The sequence below is a fragment of the uncultured Microbacterium sp. genome, assembly GCF_900078385.1.
GTDB lineage: Bacteria > Actinomycetota > Actinomycetes > Actinomycetales > Microbacteriaceae > Microbacterium.
Map to the genome: position 1 here is coordinate 1 of NZ_FLQR01000011.1, position 23,748 is coordinate 23,748.

General features: G+C 71.8%; 20 protein-coding genes and 2 pseudogenes. 18 read left to right on the forward strand and 4 right to left on the reverse strand.

Going from position 1 to position 23,748, the window contains the following annotated elements; translation table 11 throughout:
* Positions 1-2,449 (forward strand): translation initiation factor IF-2 (gene infB / locus QZL85_RS13535; RefSeq protein ID WP_295577652.1); only part of this gene is annotated, 2,449 nt, incomplete at its 5' end.
* Between the two features lie 56 nt (positions 2,450-2,505).
* The gene (gene rbfA / locus QZL85_RS13540) at positions 2,506-2,943 is read left to right on the forward strand and encodes a 30S ribosome-binding factor RbfA (RefSeq protein WP_295577654.1); all 438 of its coding nucleotides are present in this window, start codon (positions 2,506-2,508) and stop codon (positions 2,941-2,943) included.
* Between the two features lie 12 nt (positions 2,944-2,955).
* Here rbfA and QZL85_RS13545 read toward each other — a convergent pair whose 3' ends face one another.
* Positions 2,956-3,816 (reverse strand): A/G-specific adenine glycosylase, encoded by an 861-nt coding sequence (locus tag QZL85_RS13545; RefSeq protein ID WP_295577656.1) that lies wholly within the window; start codon positions 3,814-3,816, stop codon positions 2,956-2,958.
* 63 nt (positions 3,817-3,879) lie between these two features.
* Here QZL85_RS13545 and QZL85_RS13550 point away from each other — a divergent pair, with 63 nt between their 5' ends.
* The 5 genes from QZL85_RS13550 to QZL85_RS13570 all read left to right on the forward strand — a co-directional run bounded on the left by QZL85_RS13550 (position 3,880) and on the right by QZL85_RS13570 (position 7,377).
* Entirely contained in the window at positions 3,880-4,557 is a 678-nt protein-coding gene (locus tag QZL85_RS13550; RefSeq protein WP_295577658.1) for a uridine kinase, read from the forward strand.
* A 115-nt stretch (positions 4,558-4,672) separates the two neighbouring features.
* Positions 4,673-5,569 (forward strand): tRNA pseudouridine(55) synthase TruB, encoded by an 897-nt coding sequence (truB, locus tag QZL85_RS13555; RefSeq protein WP_295577661.1) that lies wholly within the window; start codon positions 4,673-4,675, stop codon positions 5,567-5,569.
* Positions 5,566-5,934, forward strand: coding sequence for a hypothetical protein (locus tag QZL85_RS13560; protein ID WP_295577663.1), 369 nt, complete (start codon positions 5,566-5,568; stop codon positions 5,932-5,934). The genes truB and QZL85_RS13560 overlap by 4 nt, the downstream gene beginning before the upstream one ends.
* 40 nt (positions 5,935-5,974) lie before the next feature.
* Entirely contained in the window at positions 5,975-6,418 is a 444-nt protein-coding gene (locus QZL85_RS13565; protein ID WP_295577665.1) for a hypothetical protein, read from the forward strand.
* Positions 6,415-7,377, forward strand: coding sequence for a bifunctional riboflavin kinase/FAD synthetase (locus QZL85_RS13570; protein ID WP_295577667.1), 963 nt, complete (start codon positions 6,415-6,417; stop codon positions 7,375-7,377). The genes QZL85_RS13565 and QZL85_RS13570 overlap by 4 nt, the downstream gene beginning before the upstream one ends.
* A 45-nt stretch (positions 7,378-7,422) precedes the next feature.
* Here the strand turns inward: QZL85_RS13570 and deoC are convergent, their stop codons facing one another.
* Complete coding sequence (gene deoC, locus QZL85_RS13575) at positions 7,423-8,139, reverse strand: deoxyribose-phosphate aldolase (protein WP_295577669.1); 717 nt, start codon at positions 8,137-8,139, stop codon at positions 7,423-7,425.
* Between the two features lie 130 nt (positions 8,140-8,269).
* Between deoC and QZL85_RS13580 the strand changes: the two genes are divergently transcribed.
* From QZL85_RS13580 to QZL85_RS13600, 6 genes and pseudogenes are all read left to right on the forward strand, one after another.
* A complete protein-coding gene (locus tag QZL85_RS13580) occupies positions 8,270-9,154 on the forward strand; it encodes a glycerophosphodiester phosphodiesterase family protein (RefSeq protein ID WP_295577671.1) in 885 nt (294 codons plus the stop codon).
* A 57-nt stretch (positions 9,155-9,211) separates the two neighbouring features.
* Positions 9,212-9,424, forward strand: a complete 213-nt coding sequence (locus QZL85_RS13585) for a heavy-metal-associated domain-containing protein (protein ID WP_295577673.1) — start codon at positions 9,212-9,214, stop codon at positions 9,422-9,424.
* Positions 9,425-9,480: 56 nt separating this feature from the next.
* Positions 9,481-10,785 (forward strand): annotated as a pseudogene (locus tag QZL85_RS15200) (heavy metal translocating P-type ATPase); the annotation flags it as partial.
* A 182-nt stretch (positions 10,786-10,967) separates the two neighbouring features.
* Positions 10,968-11,678, forward strand: a pseudogene (locus QZL85_RS15205) (HAD-IC family P-type ATPase); the annotation flags it as partial.
* A 185-nt stretch (positions 11,679-11,863) separates the two neighbouring features.
* Complete coding sequence (locus tag QZL85_RS13595; RefSeq protein WP_295577676.1) at positions 11,864-14,020, forward strand: DEAD/DEAH box helicase; 2,157 nt, start codon at positions 11,864-11,866, stop codon at positions 14,018-14,020.
* Between the two features lie 132 nt (positions 14,021-14,152).
* Positions 14,153-15,181, forward strand: a complete 1,029-nt coding sequence (locus QZL85_RS13600; protein WP_295577678.1) for a 6-phosphofructokinase — start codon at positions 14,153-14,155, stop codon at positions 15,179-15,181.
* A 268-nt stretch (positions 15,182-15,449) separates the two neighbouring features.
* On the opposite strand, the gene QZL85_RS13605 is transcribed toward QZL85_RS13600, so the two are convergent.
* Both QZL85_RS13605 and QZL85_RS13610 read right to left on the reverse strand, forming a co-directional pair.
* On the reverse strand, positions 15,450-16,247 hold the full coding sequence (locus tag QZL85_RS13605; protein WP_295577680.1) for a DUF559 domain-containing protein: 798 nt from the start codon (positions 16,245-16,247) through the stop codon (positions 15,450-15,452).
* A gap of 431 nt (positions 16,248-16,678) precedes the next feature.
* Entirely contained in the window at positions 16,679-18,784 is a 2,106-nt protein-coding gene (locus QZL85_RS13610) for a S9 family peptidase (RefSeq protein WP_295577682.1), read from the reverse strand.
* Positions 18,785-18,957: 173 nt separating this feature from the next.
* On the opposite strand from QZL85_RS13610, the gene QZL85_RS13615 reads away from it, so the two are divergent.
* The 5 genes from QZL85_RS13615 (at position 18,958) to QZL85_RS13635 (ending at position 23,746) form a co-directional block, all read left to right on the forward strand.
* Positions 18,958-20,334, forward strand: coding sequence for an inorganic phosphate transporter (locus QZL85_RS13615; protein WP_295577684.1), 1,377 nt, complete (start codon positions 18,958-18,960; stop codon positions 20,332-20,334).
* On the forward strand, positions 20,331-20,666 hold the full coding sequence (locus tag QZL85_RS13620) for a peptidase (RefSeq protein WP_295577686.1): 336 nt from the start codon (positions 20,331-20,333) through the stop codon (positions 20,664-20,666). Before QZL85_RS13615 ends, QZL85_RS13620 begins: the two co-directional genes overlap by 4 nt.
* Positions 20,667-20,714: 48 nt before the next feature.
* Positions 20,715-21,614, forward strand: coding sequence for a phosphodiesterase (locus QZL85_RS13625; protein WP_295577689.1), 900 nt, complete (start codon positions 20,715-20,717; stop codon positions 21,612-21,614).
* A 129-nt stretch (positions 21,615-21,743) separates the two neighbouring features.
* Entirely contained in the window at positions 21,744-23,195 is a 1,452-nt protein-coding gene (locus QZL85_RS13630; RefSeq protein WP_295577691.1) for an aspartate ammonia-lyase, read from the forward strand.
* Between the two features lie 86 nt (positions 23,196-23,281).
* Positions 23,282-23,746, forward strand: coding sequence for a DUF4190 domain-containing protein (locus QZL85_RS13635; RefSeq protein ID WP_295577693.1), 465 nt, complete (start codon positions 23,282-23,284; stop codon positions 23,744-23,746).
* The last annotated feature ends 2 nt before the right edge of the window (positions 23,747-23,748 follow it).

Below are 23,748 nucleotides of genomic sequence, written 5' to 3' on the forward strand. Positions count from 1 at the left end.
GGCTCCGGCCCCGGCAGCACCCGCCGCTCCGGCTCCGGCTGCCGCCGAGGCACCGGCTCCCGCCGCGCCCGGCGCAGCCGCCCCGGCAGCCCCCGGCGCGACGCCCGGTGCGCCGCAGCCGCCGCGCCCGGGTGGCGCGCGCCCCGGCAACAACCCCTTCGCCTCGGCGCAGGGCATGGGCCAGCGTCCCGCCGGTCCGCGTCCGGGCAACAACCCGTTCGCATCCGCGCAGGGCATGGGCCAGCGTCCCAGCCCCGGCAACATCCCGCGTCCCCAGGCCCCGCGCCCGGGCGCACCCCGACCCGGCGCCCCGCGTCCGGGCGGTGCGGGTCGTCCCGGCGGTGCCGGTCGTCCCGGCGCGCCCTTCCAGCAGCGTCCCGGCGGCCCCGGCCGTCCCGGCGGCGCGCCCGGAGGGTTCCAGCGTCCCGGTGCACCGGCAGGCGGCGGCTTCGCCGGCCGTCCCGGCGGTGGCGGCGGTCGTGGCCGCGGCCCCGGCGGTGGCACGGCAGGTGCCTTCGGCAAGGGTGGCGGCAAGTCCAAGCAGCGCAAGTCGCGGCGGGCGAAGCGGCAAGAGTTCGAGATGCGGGATGCCCCGGTCGTCGGCGGCGTCAACGTCTCCCGCGGCAACGGGGAGATCATCCGCATGCGCCGCGGCGCGTCGATCTCGGACTTCGCGGACAAGATCGAGAACATCACCGGCTACACCGTGCAGCCCGGCACGCTCGTCACCATCCTGTTCAACCTGGGTGAGATGGCGACCGCCACCGAGTCGCTCGACGAGGCGACGTTCGAGGTGCTGGGTGCCGAGCTCGGCTACAAGATCCAGATGGTCTCGCCCGAGGACGAGGACAAGGAGCTCCTCGAGAGCTTCGGTCTCGACCTCGATCAGGAGCTCGAGGACGAGAACGAGGACGACCTCGAGATCCGTCCGCCGGTCGTGACCGTCATGGGTCACGTCGACCACGGTAAGACGCGACTCCTCGACGCGATCCGCAACGCGAACGTGGTCGCCGGCGAGGCCGGTGGCATCACGCAGCACATCGGCGCGTACCAGGTGTGGACCGAGCACGACGGCATCGAGCGCGCGATCACCTTCATCGACACCCCGGGTCACGAGGCGTTCACCGCCATGCGTGCGCGTGGTGCGCAGGTGACCGACCTCGCGATCCTCGTGGTCGCCGCCGACGACGGCATCATGCCGCAGACGGTCGAGGCGCTCAACCACGCCCAGGCCGCCGGTGTGCCGATCGTCGTCGCGGTGAACAAGATCGACAAGCCCGACGCCAACCCCGGCAAGGTCCGTCAGCAGCTCACCGAATACGGCCTCGTCGCCGAGGAGTACGGCGGCGACGTGATGTTCGTCGACGTGTCAGCGCGCGACGGTCTCAACATCCAGGCTCTCCTGGATGCCGTGCTGCTGACCGCCGACGCGGGCCTGGACCTCACGGCCAACCCGAACAAGGCGGCGCGCGGTGTCGCGATCGAAGCCAAGCTCGACAAGGGTCGCGGTTCGGTCGCCACGGTGCTCATCCAGTCCGGAACGCTCCGCATCGGCGACGCGATCGTCGCGGGCACCGCCTACGGCCGCGTGCGCGCCATGGCGGACGAGAACGGCGAGCCGGTCCTCGAGGCCGCCCCGTCGCGACCCGTCCAGGTGCAGGGCCTCAACTCGGTCCCGCGTGCCGGCGACACCTTCATCGTCACCGAGGAGGATCGCCTCGCCCGCCAGATCGCGGAGAAGCGTGAAGCCGCCGAGCGCAACGCACAGCTGGCCAAGGCCCGCAAGCGCATCTCGCTCGAGGACTTCACCCGTGCGCTCGAAGAGGGCAAGGTCGAGTCGCTCAACCTCATCATCAAGGGCGACGTGTCCGGTGCCGTCGAGGCGCTGGAGGAGTCGCTCCTCAAGATCGAGGTCGACGACTCGGTGCAGCTGCGGATCATCCACCGCGGTGTCGGTGCCGTCACGGAATCCGACGTCAACCTCGCGACGATCGACAACGCGATCGTCATCGGCTTCAACGTCCGTCCGGACGCGAAGGCCCGCGAGCGCGCCGCCCGCGAGGGTGTCGACATCCGGTTCTACTCGGTCATCTACAACGCGATCGACGACGTCGAGCAGTCGCTCAAGGGCCTGCTCAAGCCGGAGTTCGAAGAGGTCCAGTCGGGTGTCGCCGAGATCCGCGAGGTGTTCCGCTCCTCCAAGTTCGGCAACATCGCCGGTGTCATCGTCCGCTCCGGGACGATCACGCGCAACGCCAAGGCGCGCATCATCCGCGACGGTGTCGTGCTCGCCGATGGCCTGGCCATCGAGTCGCTGCGCCGCTTCAAGGACGACGTCACCGAAGTGCGCACGGACTACGAAGCCGGTATCGGCCTCGGCAAGTTCAACGACATCCAGGTGGGCGACGAGATCGAGACCACCGAGATGGTGGAGAAGCCGCGAGGCTGAGTCGCAACCGCTGAGGGGCGCCCACGGGCGTCCCTCAGCCGTCGAAGGGAACAGTCATGGCCAGTGAACGTCAAGCGCGTCTGGGCGACCGCATCCGCGTGATCCTCGCGGAGCGCCTCGAGAAGGGGCTGCGCGACCCGCGCCTCGGCTTCGTGACGATCACGGACGTCCGCGTGACGGGCGACCTGCAGCACGCCTCGGTCTTCTACACCGTGTACGGCTCCGACGAGGAGCGCGCGTCCTCCGCGGAGGCGCTGAAGGCGGCGACCGGGATGCTGCGCAGCGAGGTCGGCAAGCACCTCAACGTGCGCCTGACCCCGTCCCTGGAGTTCATCCCGGACGGCATCCCGGAGAACGCCGGCCACATCGCCGACCTGCTCCGCGAGGCGCGCGAGCGCGACGCCGCGGTGGCGGGCCTGGCGACCGGCGCGACGTACGCCGGCGAGTCCGACCCGTACGTGAAGCCGCGCGAGCTGGACGACGACGAGGGCTGAGGTCCGCCGCGCTCAGGCCGGCAGGCGCAGCATGCCGTCCGCTGCTTCGGCCAACCCGTCCGCGATGAGCGAGTCGATCGCGCGATCCCGCTGCTGCGGGTCGGGCCAGTCGGGCAGCACGTCTGCGAGAGGCACGGCGTGCGCCTCGCGCAGCATCCGCAACGCCGCGCCGCGCGCCTGCCGGTCGCTGCCTTCGTACGCCGCCTGACGACGTCGGCCATCGCCGGTGTCGGGGTACCCGGCCCCGCGCCACGCGCACACATCGACGAGGGGACACGCCTCGCAGCGCGGTGACCGCGCGATGCAAACCACCGCGCCGAGCTCCATGGTCGCCGCGTTCACGATCGCGGCCTCCGCGTCGTCCTCCGGCAGGATGGCCGCCATGGCCGCGAGGTCGCGCTTGGCGGGCGGACCCGGCTGCGAACGGCCCTCGACGGCCCGGGCCAGCACGCGGCGCGTGTTCGTGTCGACGACGGGATGCCGGTCGCCGTACGCGAACGTCGCGACGGCGCGCGCCGTGTAGTCGCCGATGCCCGAGAGCGCCAGGAGCGCGTCGACGTCGCGCGGCACGATCCCGGCGTGCCGGTCGCGGATCTCGACGGCGGCGCGGTGCAGCCACAGCGCGCGGCGGGGGTAGCCGAGGTTCGCCCACTGCCGCACGGCCTCGGCGGGTGGGGACGCGGCGAGGGCGACCGGCGTCGGCCACCGGATGAGCCAGGCCTCCAGGTGCGGGATGACGCGCGTCACCGGCGTCTGCTGCAGCATGAACTCGCTCACCAGCACGCCCCATGCGCCGAAGCCCGGCGCCCGCCACGGGAGGTCGCGGGCGTTCGCGCGGTACCAGTCCAGGAGCGGGCGGGAGAGGTCGGGCACCGCTCCAGCCTACGGAACCGCTCGACCCCCGCTGCGGCTTCGCGCGACGCCTAGGGTGGAGCCATGCTTCCCGTCACCCCGGCCTCCACGCTCTGGCGCGATCTCCGCGACGAAGTGCGGCAGCACTACCGCGGCGGCCGCATCCTGGTGGCCGTCGACGGGGAGGACGGCGCCGGCAAGACGGTGTTCGCCGACAACCTCGCCGCCGTGTTCGCCGAGGACGGGTCCGCGGTCTTCCGAGCCTCGATCGACGGCTTCCACCGGCCGCGCGCCGAGCGCTACGTCCGAGGTCGCACCTCGCCGGAGGGGTACTACCGCGACTCGTACGACTACGCGACCTTCCGGCGGGTGCTCGTCGATCCGTTCCGCGGGGGAGCGACGGCCGATGCCGGCTTCCAGCTCGCCGTGTTCGACGTCGACCGCGATGAGCCGGTCGCGTCCGAGTGGGTGACGGCTCCCCGCGACGCCGTCCTCATCGTCGACGGCATCTTCCTGCACCGTCCCGAGCTGCGCGGCATCTGGCACTGGTCGGTGTGGCTGGACGCGCCCCTGGACATCCGCTACGAGCGGATGGCCCGTCGCGACGGGACCGACCCCGACCCGGCCGCCGCCTCGAACCGGCGCTACCGCGACGGGATGGAGCTGTATCTGCGCGACGCGGATCCGCGCCGCGCGGCCGCCGCCATCGTCGACAACACCGATCCGGCGGCACCGGTCCGCGTGTTCCGCGACTCCTGCTGACCCGACAGGGACGCACGGGACGGTCCCGCCCCCGCCCGTAGGCTGGAGGCATGCGCGTCCCCGCCCCGACCCTCCCTCGACGCCCTGCGCCGACCGCCGTCCCCAGGGGCATCCGGTGACCTCCGCGCCCCGCGGCATCCTGCTCGTCGACAAGCCGGGCGGCATCACGAGCCACGACGTCGTCGCCCGCGCGCGACGCGCCCTGCAGACCCGCAAGATCGGCCATGCCGGCACGCTCGACCCGATGGCCACCGGTCTCCTCGTCCTCGGGGTCGGTCCCGCGACCCGCCTGCTCACCTACATCGTCGGCCTGGACAAGACCTACGAGGCGACGATCCGCCTCGGCGTCGCCACCGACTCCGACGATGCCGACGGCGTCGAGACGGCACGCGCGGATGCCGTCGCGGTCGCTGCCGTCACCGACGATGCGATCTCCGACGGCGTCGCCGCCCTGTCCGGCCCGATCTCGCAGGTGCCCTCCCGGGTCTCGGCCATCAAGGTCGGCGGCCGCCGCGCCTACGATCTCGCGCGCGCGGGCGAACATGTCGAACTCGCGGCACGGACCGTGACGATCTCGCGCTTCGAGGTCACCGGCATCCGACGGCAGGACGACATGATCGACCTCGACGTCGTCGTGGACTGCTCGAGCGGGACCTACATCCGCGCCCTCGCGCGCGACCTCGGCGCCGCGCTCGGCGTCGGGGGACATCTCACGGCGCTCCGGCGCACCCGGATCGGGCCGTTCGTGGTCGACGGTGCGGTGGGCGAGATCGCCCCCGACACCGAGCTGCGCAGCGACGCCGCGGTCGCGGCATCCGTCCTCGGCGCCTTTCCCGTCACCGCCGACGAGGCGCGCGATCTCCGGCACGGCAAGCGGCTCCCCGGCGCGGCGGCGCGCATGGTCACCGCGAACCCCGCCGCCATCGATCCGGACGGCCGCCTCGTGGGAATCGTGGAGCGGCGCGGCGACGACGTCAAGAGCATCATGAACATGGCGGAGGAGCCCCTGTGATCCTGTGGTTCACCATCGTCCAGCTCGTGGCCGCGGGCGGGGTCGGCCTGCTGTGCATCGTGCTGGGCCTCGCGGGCCGCCGACCGAGCGACCTGTCCGTGGGTGGGCTCGCCCTCATCCTCCTGCTCCTGCTCGCCCAGGTCGTCGTCGCGATCGTCGCGCCCCTCGTCGGCAACCCCCCGAGCGGCAGCGCGCTGGAGTACTGGGTCTATCTCGTCTCGGCGGTGCTGCTGCCGCCGGCCGGCGTCGCGTGGGCGCTCATCGAGCGCAGTCGGTGGAGCACCGTCATCATGGGGATCGCCGCGCTCGCCGTCGCGGTCATGGTGTGGCGCATGCACGTGATCTGGACCGTCCAGGTCGCCTGAGCGGCCGGGCGCACCCCGTGCCGCCTATCATTGACAGGTCATGTCCACGACCCGTCCCCGCATGACCGGCATCGCCCGCGTCCTCGTGATCGTCTACGCGATCATGGCGATGGCGGCCACCGGTCGCTCCTTCGTCCAGATCGTCCGCGAGTTCGACGCCGCTCCGCTGGCGTACTCGCTCTCGGCGCTCGCCGCCGCCGTCTACATCCTCGCGACGCTCGCGCTCATCCGCAGTGCGTCGCGGGCCTGGTACATCGTCGCGTGGGTCGCGATCGGGTTCGAACTCGTCGGCGTCCTCGTCGTCGGCACCCTCTCCCTCGCCGTGCCGGCGCTGTTCGACCACCCGACCGTCTGGTCCGGCTACGGCGCCGGGTACATCTGGGTGCCGCTGATCCTCCCCTTCCTGGGCCTCTGGTGGCTCGCGCACACGCGCGACGCCGTCGGCGAGGAAGCCGATCCCGCCCTCGAACGGTCGTCCTGGTGATCGTCTTCCGCGACCCGACCGAGGTGCCGGCGGGATTCGGGCCGAGCGTCGTCGCGATCGGGAAGTTCGACGGGGTCCACTCCGGCCACCGCGCCGTGATCGACCGGGCCCGCGTCGCCGCGGAGGATGCCGGTGCGCGCGTCGTCGCCGTCACGTTCGACCGCAACCCGCTGAGCCTGCTGCGCCCCGAGCTCTGCCCCGCGCCGCTCGTGAGCCTCGACCAGAAGCTCCGTCTTCTCGCCGAGCAGGGCATCGACGCGACGCTCGTGCTCCGCTTCGACGAGCAGCTCGCGGCGCTGACCGCCCGCGCCTTCGTGGAGCACGTGCTCGTCGACGCCCTCGGCGTCGTCACGGTCATGGTCGGCGACGACTTCCGCTTCGGGCGCGGGGGAGCAGGCGACCCCGCGCTGCTCGGCGAGCTCGGCGCCGAGTTCGGCTTCCGCGCCGACGTCGTCGGCGACGTCGAGGGAGGCGGGCGCCGGGTCTCCTCCACGTGGGTGCGGGACCTCCTCGCCGCCGGCGACGTCGAGGGCGCCGCCCGGCTCCTCGGACGCCCGCACGCGGTGCAGGGCGAGGTCGTGCACGGGCTCAAGCGCGGCCGCGAACTGGGGTTCCCCACGGCGAACCTGTCCGCCGACGTCGAGGGGTTCGTCCCGGCCGACGGCGTCTACGCCGGCTGGCTCGTGGACGAGGGGCTCCCCGCGGTCGCCGGCGGCATGCACGCGGTCACGCGCTACCCCGCGGCCATCTCGGTCGGCACGAACCCGACCTTCGACGACGTCCTCGTGCGCCAGGTCGAGGCGTACGTCCTCGACGAGACCGACCTGGACCTCTACGGCCACCGCGTGTCGGTCACCTTCACCGACCGCATCCGCGGCATGGTCGCGTTCGAGGGCATCGGGCCGCTCATCGCGCAGATGTCCCAGGACGTCGCCGAGGTGCGTGCCGCACTGTCCTGACCACGCGCGGCAGGGAACCCGCGGCGCCGGACGATCGGGTGCGCGTCAGTACGAGGACGCGTCGACCGCGCCCGTCGCGCCCTCACCGGCATCCACGCGGCGGGCTTCGCCGAGGATGACGGCGCTGCCGCTCGTGCCGAGGCGCGTCGCGCCGGCGTCGATCATGGCGAGGGCGTCGGCGTAGCTGCGGACGCCGCCGGAGGCCTTGACCTGCACGTCGGCGCCGACGTTCTCGCGCATGAGCCGGACATGCTCGACGGTCGCGCCGCCGCCGGCGAAACCGGTGGACGTCTTGACGAAGTGCGCGCCGCCGGCCTCGGTCAGCCGGCTGCCGCGGGCGATCTGCTCGTCGTCGAGGTACGCCGTCTCGAGGATCACCTTGGTGATGTGACCGGATGCCGCCTCCACGACGGCACGGATGTCGTCGGTGACGACGTCGTCGAAGCCGGAGCGGAGCGCCCCGATGTTGACGACCATGTCGACCTCCGTCGCCCCGTCGGCGAGCGCCTGGCGGACCTCGGCCACCTTCGCGGCCGTCGAGGTGGTGCCGTGCGGGAAGCCGATGACGGTGCCGACGGCCACGCCGGTTCCCGCGAGCCGGCTGACGGCGTGGGGGATGTCGCTCGGGCGCACGCACACGCTGAAGACGCCCCACTCGGCGGCGATGTCCAGTTCGGCGTCGACCTGGTCGCGCGTCAGTTCGGGCTTCAGGATCGCGTGGTCGAGGGTCGCGGCGAGGGCGCGCTCGGTGATGGTGGCCATGCAGCCAGCGTACGCCGGATGGCCCGAGGGTCATGCGGTGAGCGCGGCGCGAAACGGAGGTAACGGAAAGGTAACGGTGTCCGCTACAGTGGGCCGCGACGACGACGTCACCCACTGAAGGACCACCCCGATGCCCGAATCGAGGACGGCCGAACGGCTTCCCGCCCTGCTCATCGTCTGCGCGCTCGCCCTGGCATGCGTCGTGGTCATCATGACGGGGGTGACACCCACGAAGATCACCGCGCAGGAACTGTGGGGCTCGGCCCGGACGCCCGGCGAGCGGGCGTTCATCGCGAGTCACCGGGGCGGGGCGGAGTCCGCGCCGGAGAACACGCTCCCCGCCGTGGCCGCCGCGCTCGCCGCCGGCTTCGAGTACGTCGAGGTCGATCTCGCCCTCACGGCCGACGGTCAGGCCGTCCTCATGCACGACGCCGCAGTGGACCGCACGACCGACGGGCACGGACTGCTCGCCCGGATGACGCTGGCCGACGTGCGGGCGCTGGATGCGGGATCCTGGTACGCGGCCCGCTACGTCGGCACCCGGGTTCCGACGGCGGGGGAGTTCCTCGATCTCCTCGCCGAGCGGGACGGCCGCGCCCTGCTCGACCTCAAGGGCACGTGGACGCCCGCTGCCGCTGCCGCCCTCGCCGACGCCGTCACCGCCCGGGGCCTCGAGCGCCGCGTCGTGGCCTCGAGCTTCGACGCACGGACCCTCGCCCTCGTCGCCGCCCGCTCGGATGCCATCCCTCGGATGGCGATCCTCCGCACGCTTCCCTCGGATGTCGTGCGGGCGATCCGGCAGGTCGACGTCCGCGGGATCGTCGTGGACCGCGCAGCGATCGCCGCGCGCCCCGAGATCGTCGAGGAGCTGCACGCCGCCGACCTCCGCGTCGTCGTCTACACCCTCAACAGCGATCGGCACTGGGATGCCGCGGCGCAGTGGGGCGTGGATGGGATCGTCACCGACGATCCCGGGGCGCTCGCGGTCTGGCAGCGCGGGCTCGCGATGGACTGAGGAATACCCCCGGGGGGTATCCTGTTGTTGCACGTGAACGCAACACGAGGAGTCCCCATGAGCATTCAGGCCTACGCCGTCGAAGGAATGACCTGCGGCCACTGCGCCGCCGCCGTCACCCGTGAGGTGAGCGCCGTGGCCGGCGTATCCGAGGTCGCCGTGGACGTCGCCGCGAAGACCGTGACGGTCACCGCGGACAGCGCGCCCGCAGACGAGGCCATCGCCGCCGCCGTCGCCGAGGCCGGCTACAGCCTCACCGGCCGCCGCTGATGTCCGCGGCACCGGACGGTGCCGCCGTGCGCGACACCGTCCTCGACATCGAGGGCATGACATGCGCCAGCTGCGTCGCGCGCGTGGAGAAGCGGCTGCAGCAGGTCGACGGGGTGACGGCATCCGTCAACCTCGCGACCGAGACCGCCCGCGTGAGCTTCCCGCAGGGGGTCGATCCCGAGCGCCTCGTCGCCGCCGTCCGGGAGGCCGGCTACGACGCCTCCCTGCGCACGCCGCGCATGGACCACACCGCCGACCACACCGCCCACCACGACGACGGCGGTCACGTGCACGATGTCGCCGACCGTCCCGGGTCGACGCCGCTGCGCACCCGCCTGCTCGTCAGCCTCGCCCTCGCCGTCCCCGTCGTCGCGTTCGGCATGGTCCCGGCATGGCAGTTCCCCGGCTGGCAGTGGGTGTCGCTCGTCCTGACGGCGCCCATCGTCCTGTGGGGCGGCTGGCCGTTCCACCGCGCCACGATCGCGAATGCGCGCCACGGCGCCATGACGATGGACACCCTGATCACGCTCGGCACGATGGCCGCCTTCGGCTGGAGCGTGTGGGCCCTGCTCTTCGGGTCGGCGGGCCGGATCGGCCTCATGCACGAGGTCGTCCTGTTCGGCCCCGTGCACGACGCCACGGCGCTCGTCTACTTCGAGGTCGCAGCCGCCGTCACCGTCTTCCTCCTCCTGGGGCGCTTCATCGAGCAGCGCTCGAAGGGGCGCGCCGGCGCGGCCCTGCAGGCGCTGCTCCAGCTCGCGGCGAAGGATGTCGAGCTGGCGGACGGCACGCGCGTGCCGGTCGAGCGGCTCCGCGTCGGCGACGTCTTCGTCGTGCGCCCCGGCGAAAAGGTGGCGACCGACGGCATCGTGCGCGACGGGCGCGCCTCGGTCGACGAGAGCATGATGACCGGCGAGTCCGTCCCGGTCGACGTGAGTGCCGGGGATGCGGTGACCGGCGGCACGCTCGCCGCCGACGGTCGACTGCTCGTCGAGGCGACGAGCGTCGGCGACGACACCCGCCTCGCGCACCTGGCGCGCCTCGTCGAGGAGGCGCAGGCCGGGAAGAGCCGCGTGCAGCGGCTCGCCGACCGCATCTCCGCGGTCTTCGTCCCGATCGTGATCGCGCTCGCCGTGCTCACGCTCGTCGGCTGGATCGTGGCCGGGGAGCCCCTGGCCGCCGGCTTCACCGCCGCCGTCGCCGTCCTCATCATCGCGTGCCCGTGCGCGCTCGGGCTCGCGACCCCCATCGCGATCCTCGTCGGCACCGGCCGCGGCGCCCAGCTGGGCGTCCTCATCACCGGCCCGGAGGCCCTCGAGAGCGCCGAGCGCATCGACACGATCGTGCTCGACAAGACGGGAACCATCACGGAGGGACGGATGACCGTCGTCGCCGTCACCCGGATCGACGACGCCGCGACCGCCGACATCGAGCGGCTCGTGGGCTCGCTCGAGCACGCGTCCGAGCACCCGATCGCCCGCGCGCTCGCGAGCCTCACGCCCGCGCACCTGCCCGTCGCGGACTTCGCGGGCCTCGCCGGCCGCGGCGTGACCGGCACCGTCGACGGGCACGACGTGTTCGCCGGTCGGGCGGCCTTCGCGGCCGAGCAGTCCGGCGCGCTCCCGGATGCCGCCCGCGCCGCCGTCGAGCGGATCGAGACCGACGGCGCGACCGCCTCGTCGCCGGGTGGGACGGCCGCGTCCGTGGCGTGCTCGCGGTCGCCGACACGGTCCGCGCCGACAGCGCCGAGACGGTGGGGGCGCTGAAGCGCCTCGGCCTCGAGGTCGTCCTGCTCACCGGCGACAACGCCGGCGCCGCCCGCGCGGCCGCCGACGCGGTCGGTGTCGACCGCGTCATCGCAGGGGTCCTCCCGGAGGGCAAGGTCGACGAGATCGCGCGTCTGCGTGCCGACGGTCATCGGGTCGCGATGGTCGGCGACGGCGTCAACGACGCCGCGGCCCTCGCCACCGCCGACCTCGGGATCGCGATGGGCGGCGGCACGGATGCCGCCATGCACGCGAGCGACATCGCCCTCGCCGGTCACGGCATCGCGCCCGTGGTCACCGCGATCCGGCTCAGCCGCCGCACGATGCGCGTCATCCGCGGCAACCTGTTCTGGGCGTTCGCATACAACGTCGCCGCCCTGCCGCTGGCCGCGCTGGGCCTGCTGAACCCGATGATCGCCGGGGCCGCCATGGCGTTCTCGAGCGTGTTCGTCGTGCTCAACAGCCTGCGGCTGCGCACGGCACCGTGACGAGGCGCTAGACTTTCCGCGAGGACCGCATCCCGCCGTCGCCGCAGCTCGCAGAAGCGAGTACCCGCAGCCGGGAGGATCGGGCCCCACGCATTCCCGCCGCCGCTTCGCGGCGACTCCGTTCGACCGGCCGCACGATCGCCGGCACTGCCGGCTCTGCGCCGGCTCTCACGCTCAGGAGGAGCATGCCGACCACGGCATCCACCGCTCGCAAGTCGTCGTCCCGGCGTCGTTCGGGCTCATCGGCCCGCCGCGACGACGACGCGCCGCTCATCCCGATCCTCGCCCGCAAGGTGCGCGAGGTCGAGGCGAAGGCCCAGCGCGGCAAGCTCGGCCCCACCAACCGCGTCAAGTTCCAGGTCATCGCGTTCCTCGTCCGCGAGGAGCGGGCCCGGGTCAAGGCCGACGACGTCGTGCCGGCCGCCGCGCGCGCCGAGCTGCTGAAGCGCCTCGACGGCGTCGCGACGATCCTCGCCAAGACCGCTGCGCGCGACACCTCTCTCATACAGCTGCTCGAAGTCGACCAGGCGACCTCGCCGGTCGCGCGCCGCATGCGCCGCGACTGGCTGCTCGAGTCGGGCGCCGAACTGCCCGAGGACGAGCTCATCATCACCGACGCCGCCCCCGCGCAGACGCCTGTCGTTCCGGCGGCGCTCGCCGAGCGGCAGGTCATCCCGCCGCAGATCGACGCGCGACGCGAGTCGAACCCGTTCCTCGCGCCCGACGTCAGCCTGCGGACCCCCGCCTCCACCCCCCGCCGCCGACTCGACGGCTGGGAGCTGATGGGCCCGCTGTACAAGGCGTTCGAGACCGGCGCCGGCGGCGGCGCCGCGTCGATGGAGCTGCCCGAGGTCCCCGAGTTCGACCGCCTCTCGCCCAAGGGCCTCGAGGTCATGCCGCACCAGTCGCGCTTCCTCGAAGCCGTGCGCGCAGGTCACCGCTCCTTCCTCCTCGCCGACGAGCCGGGCCTCGGCAAGACGGCGGAGTCCGTGCTCGCGGCATCCGTCGCGAACTCGTATCCGCTGCTCGCGGTCGTCCCCAACGTCGTGAAGATGAACTGGGCCCGCGAGGTGGAGCGGTGGACGCCGCAGCGCCGCGCCACCGTCATCCACGGCGACGGCGGCCAGGTGGACGCGTTCGCCGATGTCTTCATCGTCAACTACGAAGTGCTCGACCGGCACCTGGCCTGGCTCGCCTCGCTGGGCCTGAAGGGCATGGTCGTCGACGAGGCGCACTTCATCAAGAACCTGTCCTCGCAGCGCTCGCAGAACGTGCTCGGTCTTGCGACCCGCATCCGCGAGCAGGTGCGCAACCCGCTCATGCTCGCCCTCACCGGCACGCCGCTCATCAACGACGTCGAGGACTTCGACGCGATCTGGCGCTTCCTCGGGTGGACCAACGGCGAGAAGCCCGGCCCCGCCCTCATGGAGAAGCTCGACGCGACCGGGCTCACCCCGGCCGACAAGTCGTTCTACCCGGAGGCCCGCGACGCCGTCATCTCGATGGGCATCGTGCGGCGAAAGAAGAAGGACGTCGCCGCCGACCTCCCGGACAAGCTCATTGCCGACCTCCCCGTCGAGCTGGACGACGAGTTCGGTCGCTCGATCCGCGAGGCGGAGCGTGAGCTCGGTCAGCGCCTCGCGGCGAAGTACCGCCGCATCATCGAGGCGCGCGGCGACCGCGTGTTCCTCGGCGAGTTCGACGAGGACATCGTGCGCCTCGTCGCGCACGGCGAACTCGAGGAGGCCAAAGCCGCCGGCTCCGGCTCGGAGAACGTCTTCACCATGGTGCGCCGGATCGGCCAGGCCAAGGCGCTGCTCGCGGCGGACTACACCGTGCAGCTGCAGCGCTCGGTGGGCAAGGTCGTCTTCTTCGCGAAGCACATCGACGTCATGGATGCCGCGGAGGACCTCTTCGCCGCCGCGGGGCTGCGCACCGTCTCGATCCGCGGCGACCAGACGACCCCCGCGCGCCAGCAGGCCATCGACGCGTTCAATACCGACCCCGAGGTGGCCGTCGCGGTCTGCTCGCTGACCGCCGCCGGCGTCGGCCTGAACATGCAGGCCGCATCGAACGTCGTGCTCGCCGAGCTGTCCTGGACCGCCGCCGAGCAGACGCAGGCGATCGACCGCGTGCACCGCATCGGCCAGGACGAGCCGGTCACGGCGTGGCGGATCATCGCCGCGCACACGATCGACACCAAGATCGCCGAGCTCATCGACTCCAAACAGGGACTCGCGGCGCGCGCGCTCGACGGGGAGGCCGTCGACCCGACCTCCAGCGACTCTGTGCAGCTGTCCGCGCTCATGCACCTGCTGCGCCAGGCGCTCGGCGGCGCCTGACCGACGTTTCCCGGCCGGGGGCCGTCGACGGTTATCGACGGCCGGACCGGTGGCAACGCGGCATCCGGCGGCGATAGTGTCGAATCCAGGCAACGGAGCCGCAGCATCCCTGAAACCCCGAAGGATCTCTCCATGAAGATCGGCATCCTCACCAGCGGCGGCGACTGCCCCGGCCTGAACGCGGTCATCCGCGGCGTCGTGCTCAAGGGCACGACCAACTACAACATCGAGTTCGTCGGCATCCGCGACGGCTGGCGCGGAGTGGTCGACGGGGACTTCTTCCCGCTCACGCGCCACGAAGTGAAGGGCCTGTCGAAGGTCGGCGGGACGATCCTCGGCACGAGCCGCACCAACCCCTACGAGGGTCCGCGCGGCGGCGCCGAGAACATCGCCAAGACGCTCTACGGGCACCGCATCGACGGCATCATCGCGATCGGCGGCGAGGGCACCCTCGCCGCGGCGAACCGTCTCGCCAACGACGGCATCAACGTGCTCGGCGTGCCGAAGACGATCGACAACGACCTGCGCGCGACGGACTACTCGTTCGGCTTCGACACGGCCGTCAACATCGCCACCGACGCGATGGACCGCCTCCGCACGACCGGCGACTCGCACCAGCGCTGCATGGTGGCCGAGGTCATGGGCCGGCACGTGGGCTGGATCGCGCTGCACGCGGGCGTCGCCGCCGGCGCGCACGTGATCTGCATCCCCGAGGTGCCCATGTCGATCGACGAGATCGTCGCGCAGGTGACGAAGGCCCATGACCGCGGCCGCGCGCCGCTCGTCGTCGTGTCCGAGGGCTTCACGATCACGGGCATGGACGAGGCGTACAGCGACAAGGGCCTCGACGCCTTCAACCGCCCCCGCCTCGGCGGCATCGGCGAGATCCTGGCGCCGGAGATCGAGCGCCGCACCGGCATCGAGACCCGTGCGACCGTCCTCGGCCACATCCAGCGCGGCGGTTCGCCGTCGGCGTTCGACCGCGTCCTCGCGACCCGTCTCGGCCTGCACGCCGCCGACGCCATCATGGACGGCGCATGGGGCCAGATGGTGTCGCTGCGCGGTACCGACATCGTGCGCGTGTCGTTCGAGGACGCCCTGGGCGAGCTCAACAACGTCCCGCTCTACCGTTACGAGGAAGCCGCCGCGCTCTTCGGGTGAGGTCGGCCTCGCGCGGGCGGCGGGCCTCCGGCATCCCGGTCGGCCGATGAACCGGCCCTTCCGTGGCGTGTCACGTCATTCGCGGGTGCGGACGCGTGGGGCCCACGCGAAGCGGGACGGGGTGACTGCGGGCGTCACGCAACGCGCGTGTCGGCCCTTCGGCCACCGGCAGGTTGTGTGACACGCGCCAGCTGTGACGGCGGCGGACCAGGCGTGGGATGCGGTCACGCGACGGAAACGGAGCGGATGCGCGGCGCGGACGTCGAGGTCAGTCGAGGCCGGGCCGCCAGCCGGCGGCGACGAGGGCGTCCGTCACTTTGGCGAGCGCGCGTCGCGAGTCCGGCCGCAGGTGGTGGCTCAGGATCCGCACGTGGGTCCAGCCTTGGCCGCGGATGGCGTCCCACCGGTCGGCATCCTTCGCGAACTGCTGCTCGTCGAAGGCGTGCGTGCGGCCGTCGTGTTCCACGGCCACGCGGAAACGTGTGTACGCGAGGTCCAGCCGTGCGACGAAGCGACCGCGCTCGTCTCGCAGGTCGAGGTTGAGTGACGGTTCCGGCAGACCCGCTCGCCCGAGCAGCAGCCGCAGATGAGTCTCCTCGGCCGTCTCGGCGCCGACCCTGACCTCTGCGAGCGCCCGTGCGAGCAGATGCCCCCGCAGGTCTCCGGCCTCCACGATCTCGGCGCGAAGCTCCGCCGGCGTGACTATCCGACGCCGGGGGCACACGAGGTGGTCTGCGGCGGCGATCAGGTCGTCGAGCTCCCACGTCGACGCCGCCTGCCGCCATGTCCGCGCAGGGTGCTCGATCGGCAGGCCCCGCGCAGTGCCTCGGAAAGGCGCGCGCGCCTGCAGCCGATGCCCCGCTATGCCATCGCGGCGAGGCTGGCCCGCGGGACGACGAGCGGATACATGCAACTCCCACGACGGATCCCGCAGGTACGGCAGGGGCACGCCGAGGAGGGCGAGCGCGGTGCCGTGGCTGAAGAACTGGTCAGGAGTCAGCGCGGGCGCGACCGCCGCGGCGCGCGCGAGCAGGTCGGCGCGAAGTCGTTCCTGACGGTTGACCACCGGAGTTGCGATGGTGGCCGAGCGGGGAACCCGCACCCCGCGCGTCGGTACGAGCAGGTCTCGCGCCCTCAACCGGGATGCGGTGACGCCACGCGCCATCGCATCGGAGACGCGAAACGGCCGCGCCTCAAGTTCCGGAGGAAGCGGTGTGATCCTCGTCATCCGCCCAGTGGACCGCGGAACGGCCGCGAGCTGTTCAGCGCTGAGCAGATCCGTACGCGCCCGGGCGTTCCCGGTTTGTGGGGAGGAGGCGCCGCGTGTCACAGCTCATGCGGGTGCGGCGGTGCTTCGCGGCGCCTTCTGTGACATACCTGTCTGGAATGTCACACGAGACGCGGGTCGACGCGACAGAAACCCGCGCAACGTGTGACACGGCGGACAGGCGGGCGCGCGCGGGGCGCGACCGCGCGGGACGCGCGCGCGCCACCTCCTCAGTCGGCGAGGCCCAGGACGTCCAGCAGCCAGGCCAGCTCGAACGCGCGCTGCTTCCAGGCGTTGTAGCGACCGCTCACGCCGCCGTGGCCGGCGACCATCTCGCACTTCAGCAGCGCGTCGGCGCCCACCTCGCGCAGCCGCGCGACCCACTTCGCCGGTTCGACGTACAGCACGCGCGTGTCGTTGAGGGAGGTGACGGCGAGGATCCGCGGGTACTCCACACCCTCGCGCACGTTCTCGTACGGCGTGTACGACTTCATGTACTCGTAGACGCTCGGGTCGTGCAGCGGGTCGCCCCACTCGTCCCATTCCACGACCGTCAGCGGCAGCGACGGGTCGAGGATCGTGGTGAGCGCATCCACGAACGGCACGTCCGCGAGGATGCCGGCGAAGAGGTCCGGCGCGAGGTTCGCGACAGCGCCCATGAGGAGCCCGCCCGCCGAGCCGCCCTCCGCGACGAGCAGCTCCGGCGTCGTGCGGCCTTCGGCCACGAGGTGCCGCGCGCACGCGACGAAGTCCGTGAAGGTGTTCCGCTTGTGCAGCAGCTTGCCGTCCTCGTACCACTGCCGGCCCATCTCGCCGCCGCCGCGCACATGCGCGATCGCGAACACGACGCCCCGGTCGAGCATCGACAGGCGCGCCACCGAGAACCCCGGGTCGATCGAGTGCTCGTACGACCCGTAGCCGTAGAGATGCACGGCGCGGGGCGCGTCGCCGTCGCCGGACGTCCGCTTCCAGACGAGCGAGATGGGGATGCGGGTGCCGTCCTCGGCCGTCGCCCACAGGCGCTCCTGCGCGTACTCCTCCGGGTCGTAGCCGCCGAGCACGGGCTGGCGCCGGCGCAGCAGGAGGTCGCCGGTCTCGACGACGTAGTCGTAGACGGTGCCGGGGGTGACGAACGAGCCGTAGCCGAGCCGCAGCACGGGGGGCGCCCACTCCGGGTTGCCGGAGGCGCCGACGGTGTACAGCGGCTCGTCGAACGCGAGTTCGGTCAGCGCGCCGCTGCCGTAGGCGAGCAGCCCCACCCGGGACAGACCCTCGCGCCGGTACGACACGACGCCCCAGTCGCGGAACGCCGACACGTCCTCGAGGCGCCGGCCCGGCACGTGGGGCAGCACGACTTCACGTGCGCCCTCCGGGTCGGATGCCGCGACGCGGACGAGCTCGAAGTCCAGCGCGCCGTCGTTGTGCAGGATGTACAGCACGTCCTCGCCGTCGACGACGGCGTGCGTGAGCGAATAGTCCACGCCCTCGCGGCGCGGCCAGACGGGCCGCAGCGGCGACCGGAGGTCGGCGGCATCCACGAGGAATTCCTCGCTCGTGATCGACGACTCCGCCGCGATGACGAGGTAGCGGTCGCTGCGCGTGAAGCCGGCCCCCACCCAGTACCGCTCGTCGGGTTCGTGGAAGAGCTTCTCGTCGGTCGCGGCATCCGTCCCGACCTCATGGAGCCACACGGTGTCGGGTCGCCACGCGTCGTCGACCGTGGTGTACACGACGAACCGGCCGTCGGGGGAGAACATCGCCCCCGCGGAGGTCTCCGGGATGACGTCGCCCAGATCGCCGCCGCTCGCGAGGTCGCGGATGCGCAGCGTGTAGCGCTCGTCGCCCTGCGTGTCGACGCCGTAGAGCAGGCGCGCGCCGTCGGTGGACACGTCGAACGTGCCCAGAGAGAAGAACTCGTGCCCCTCGGCCTCGACGTTGCCGTCCAGGAGCACCTGCTCACCGGGGATCTCGACATCGGGGGAGAGGACGGGCGGCGTCCAGTCGTCGGGGTCCGCGAGCGGCGCGCGGCAGTGGATGCCGTACTGGCTGCCCTCGACCGTGCGGCTGTAGTACCACCACGACCCCCGCCGGCTCGGGACGGACAGGTCGGTCTCGAGGGTGCGGCCCTTGATCTCCTGATAGATCCGCTCCTGCAGGGCCTCCAGGTGCGCGGTGCGCTGCTGCGTGTAGGCGTTCTCGGCGCTCAGATGCGCGAGGACCTGCTCATCGTCCTTCGCGCGCAGCCATTCGTAGGGATCGACGACGTCGTCGCCGTGGTGGCTGCGCGTGGTGGGGCGGGTGGGGACGGTGGGGGCGGAGGGCTCCGAAATGGTCACCGTCCCACGCTAACCGACCCCCCTCGGAGTGGATGCGGCGGTTCTGCGATCGGCCGCGGATGTGCGAGGATTTCCGTGGTCCGGTTGCCGGAACATGAACCCACGGTGAACTGTTCGTTCGCACCGCCGATTCCATCGGCACCCTCCCCACGAATCCCGACGGAAAGCGAACTGTGGAAACCGCCGTAATCATCGTGCTGCTCGTCATCGCGTTGGCGCTGTTCTTCGACTTCACCAACGGCTTCCACGACACCGCGAACGCGATGGCGACGCCCATCGCGACGGGTGCCCTGAAGCCCAAGGTGGCCGTGCTGCTGGCCGCGAGCCTCAACCTCGTGGGCGCGTTCCTGTCGACCGAAGTGTCCAAGACCATCTCGCACGGCATCATCCGCGAGGACCAGATCGAACCGCTGGCGTTCCTGCCGATCATCTTCGCCGGTCTCATCGGCGCGATCACCTGGAACATGCTCACCTGGCTGCTGGGCCTTCCGTCCAGCTCCTCGCACGCGCTGTTCGGCGGCCTCATCGGGGCGACGCTCGTCGGGGCGAGCACCAGCGCGATCGACTTCGGGGTCGTGCTGAGCAAGGTCGTGCTGCCGGCGCTCATCGCGCCGTTCACGGCCGGCGTCATCGCCTTCCTCCTCACGCGCCTCGCCTACGCCATGACGCGTCGCTACGACAACAAGCCGGACGGCCGCGACGGATTCCGCTGGGGTCAGATCTTCACGTCGTCGCTGGTGGCGCTCGCGCACGGCACGAACGACGCGCAGAAGACGATGGGTGTGATCACCCTCGCCCTGATCATGGCCGGCCTGCAGGACGGCGCGCACGCCGATCCGCAGCTGTGGGTCATCCTCGCCTGCGCCTTCACGATCGCCCTCGGCACGTACATGGGCGGCTGGCGCATCATCCGCACGCTCGGCAAGGGCCTCACCGACGTCAAGCCCGCGCAGGGCTTCTCGGCGGAGAGCTCCACCGCCGCCACGATCCTGGCCTCCAGCGCCCTCGGCTTCGCGCTCTCCACGACGCAGGTCGCCTCGGGCTCCGTCATCGGCTCGGGCCTCGGTCGCCGCGGCTCGACGGTGCGCTGGCGCACGGTCGGCCGCATCGCGATCGGCTGGCTGCTGACCCTGCCCGCCTCGGGCGCCGTCGGCGCGTTCGCCGCGCTCCTCGTCGTCTGGTTCGGCCACTGGGGCGTCCTCGTCGACGCGATCCTGGCGGTCGCGATCATCCTCGGCCTCTTCTGGCGCTCGCGCCACAACCGGGTCGACGCGTCCAACGCGATGAGCGAGGTCGCCGACTCCGGTCTGGCGGTCAAGGTCAAGCGCAACCCGCCGCCGACCCGTCGACAGCGCGAGATCCTGCGCGAGCAGGCGCGTCTGAAGGCGGAGCAGGCGGCGCGCGAGAAGGCGGAGCGCAAGGCCGCGGCGAAGGCGGAGGCCCGTCGGGTCGCCGACGAGAAGCGCAAGACCGACAAGCGCGCGGCCGAGAAGGCGCGCGCCGCAGGCAAGCCGGAGACCCGCCCGACCGCGAAGGGGGACGAGAAGTGACCGTCTCGATCGACTGGCTCGCGTTCCTGCAGGTGTTCGGCGCGGCCCTCGCCGCCGGTACCGTGGTGGTCGCCTTCTACGCGCTGGGGCTGCGGATGCTGGTGCGCGCGGGCCGCGCGCCGGTCGTCGCCCCCGCGGAGTTCACCGACGCCATCACGGTGATCACGGAGAAGGAAGCCCACCGTGCCGCGAAGGCGGCCGCGAAGGCGTCGCGCAAGAGCCCGCTCACGGAGGGGCAGAAGCGCGTCGCGCTCGTCGCGGCGTACGCGGCGTTCGGCATGTGCGCGCTCGCCGTCCTCTCCGGACTGCTCCTGATCGTCTTCGGACACTGACGCGGCCCGGCTTCGGGCGCTGACCGGGGCCCGATCTAGGCTGTCGACATGGAGACAGTGCAGTTCGGGCGGCACGCCCCCGCCCGGCGGGTGATCGTGCACCTCAGCGACACCCACCTGCTCGCCGGCAATGCGCCGTTGGGCGGGCGCTACGACACCGCGGCGAATCTCGCGGCCACCCTCGCCGCCGTCGAACGGACCGGGGTGGCGCCGGACGCGCTCGTGTTCACCGGAGACCTCACCGACCTGGGGGAGCCGGACGCGTACCGCGCGCTGCGCGCCGCCGTCCAGCCGCTCGCGGATCGACTCGACGCCCCGATCGTCTGGGTCGCCGGCAACCACGACGAGCGTCCTGCCCTGCGCGGCGCGCTGCTCGGGCTGGAGCCCAGCGGCGAGCCCGTCACCGGCGTGTGGGACCTCGGCGGCCTCCGGCTGATCGCGCTCGACACGAGCGTGCCCGGCTGGCACCACGGCGACCTCGACGACGGTCAGCTGACGTGGCTGCGCGGCATCCTCGCCGAGCCGGCTCCGCTCGGCACCCTGCTGGCCCTGCACCATCCGCCCCTGCCCAGCCACATCCCGTTCTTCGACATCCTCGAGCTGCGCCGTCAGGATGCGCTGGCCGAGGTCATCGCGGGATCCGACGTGCGCGGCATCCTCGCGGGTCACCTGCATTACTCCACCAGCGGGTCGTTCGCCGGCGTGCCCGTCAGCGTGGCCGCCGCCACCTGCTACACGATGAACCTGCAGCGCCCTGCCACCGAGGTCAACGGGATGGATGCCGGACAGTCGTTCCACCTCGTGCACGTCTACGACGACACCATCACGCACTCCGTGGTCCCCGTCGTCGCGGCCGAGACGGCGGAGACGTTCTCCGCGGACTGGGTGGCGCGGATGGCGGAACTCACCCCCGAGCAGCGCCTCGACGCGTTCTCGCGCAAACGCTGACCCTCGCCCGGACGTACAACGTCCGGGGTGGCGGTGTCCACCGCGTCCATCCATCCCGGATGTGCCCGCGGGTAGGCTCGGGGGCACACACCCCCTACCCGCTGTGACGACCCACAAGGACTGCACACCATGGCCGAGGACGCGATGACGCGCACGGAAACCGATTCACTGGGATCGCTGGAGATCCCCGCCGATGCCTACTGGGGCATCCACACCGCCCGGGCCCTGGAGAACTTCCCGATCTCCCTGCGCCCCATCTCCGTCTACCGCGACCTCGTCGTCGGACTCGCGATGGTCAAGCAGGCCTCCGCGCGCGCCAACCGCGAGATCGGCGTCCTCGACGAGGAACGCGCCGGCCTCATCGACGAGGCCTGCCGTCGCATCATCGACGGCGAGTTCCACGACCAGTTCGTCGTCGGCGTCGTCCAGGGCGGTGCCGGCACATCGACGAACATGAACGCGAACGAGGTCATCACCAACGTCGCGCTCGAGATCGCCGGGCGCCCCAAGGGTGACTACGAGTTCCTCTCGCCGATCGACCACACGAACCGCAGCCAGTCCACGAACGACGTCTACCCGACCGCCATCAAGGTGGGGCTCGGCCTCGACCTGCGGACCCTCCTGGAGGAGCTCGACCTCCTCCGGCAGTCCTTCCTCGCCAAGGCGCACGAGTTCCACGACATCCTCAAGGTCGGCCGGACACAGCTGCAGGACGCCGTCCCCATGACGCTCGGGCAGGAGTTCCACGGGTTCGCGACGACACTCGGGGAGGACTACCACCGGCTCAAGGAGAACGCGTACCTCCTGTGCGAGGTCAACATGGGCGCCACCGCGATCGGCACGGGCATCACGACCCACCCCGGCTACGCGACCGCCGTCATCCGGCACCTCCGCGACATCAGCGGCCTCGACCTGGAGACCGCGGAGGACCTCGTCGAGTCCACGAGCGACACCGGCGCCTTCATGTCGTTCTCCTCGTCGCTCAAGCGCAACGCGATCAAGCTCTCGAAGATCAGCAACGACCTGCGCCTGCTCTCCAGCGGCCCGCAGGCGGGCTTCGGCGAGATCAACCTCCCCGCCCGGCAGGCGGGCTCGAGCATCATGCCCGGCAAGGTCAACCCCGTCATCCCCGAAGTCGTGAACCAGGTGGCGTTCGCGGTCGCCGGCGCCGACCTGACGGTCACGATGGCGGTGGAAGGCGGGCAGCTGCAGCTGAACGCGTTCGAGCCGATCATCGCGCACTCGATCTTCCAGTCCATCACGTGGATGCGGCGGGGGATGCGGACGCTGCGCATCAACTGCATCGACGGGATCACGGCCAACCGCGAGCGGCTCGGGGCGATGGTCGGCTCATCGGTCGGCGTCGTCACGGCGCTCACCCCGTACATCGGCTACGCCGCCTCGGCGGCCCTCGCGAAGGCGGCGCTGCTCACCGGACGCAACGTCGGCGACCTCGTCGTCGAGGCCGGGCTGATGTCCCGCGAGGACGTCGACAAGCAGCTCTCCCCGGCGCGGCTCTCTGGGCTCGAGACCGTCACGCAGGCGATCCCGATCCACACCGCCGCCGAAGACGTCATCTGAGCGTGAGCGCGGCGCCTTTGCGAGGGCGCCGCGCTTCGATAGCGTCGCACTGCCGGGATGTTCCGGCATTCACTTCAGGAGGCCGCATGACCGACCCGCAGAACCCGACCCCGCCCGCCTACGAGCCCCCCGCGTACCAGCAGCCGGCGTACCAGCAGAGCGCCGCTCCCGCCTACGCCGCACCCGCCTACCCCGCGACCGGCTACGACGCGCCCGGCGCGCCCATCCCGGGCCGCACGATGGGCATCGTCGCCTTCATCCTGTCCTTCTTCATGCAGCCGGTCGCCCTGATCCTGGGGATCATCGCGCTCGTGCAGAGCAAGAAGGCGGGGCACAAGAACGGCTTCGCCGTCGCGGCCATCATCATCAGCTCGGTGCTGCTCGTCGTCGGCATCATCGTGGCCATCGCGCTGTTCGCGTGGTTCGGGACGGCCGCGGCCGACCTGACGACGCAGCTGCAGGCGTGCCTGGACAACGGCGGCACCGGCAACGTGGAGATCAACGGCATCACGATGTCGTGCGAGGAACTGCTCTCCGAGTCCGGCTACTGAGC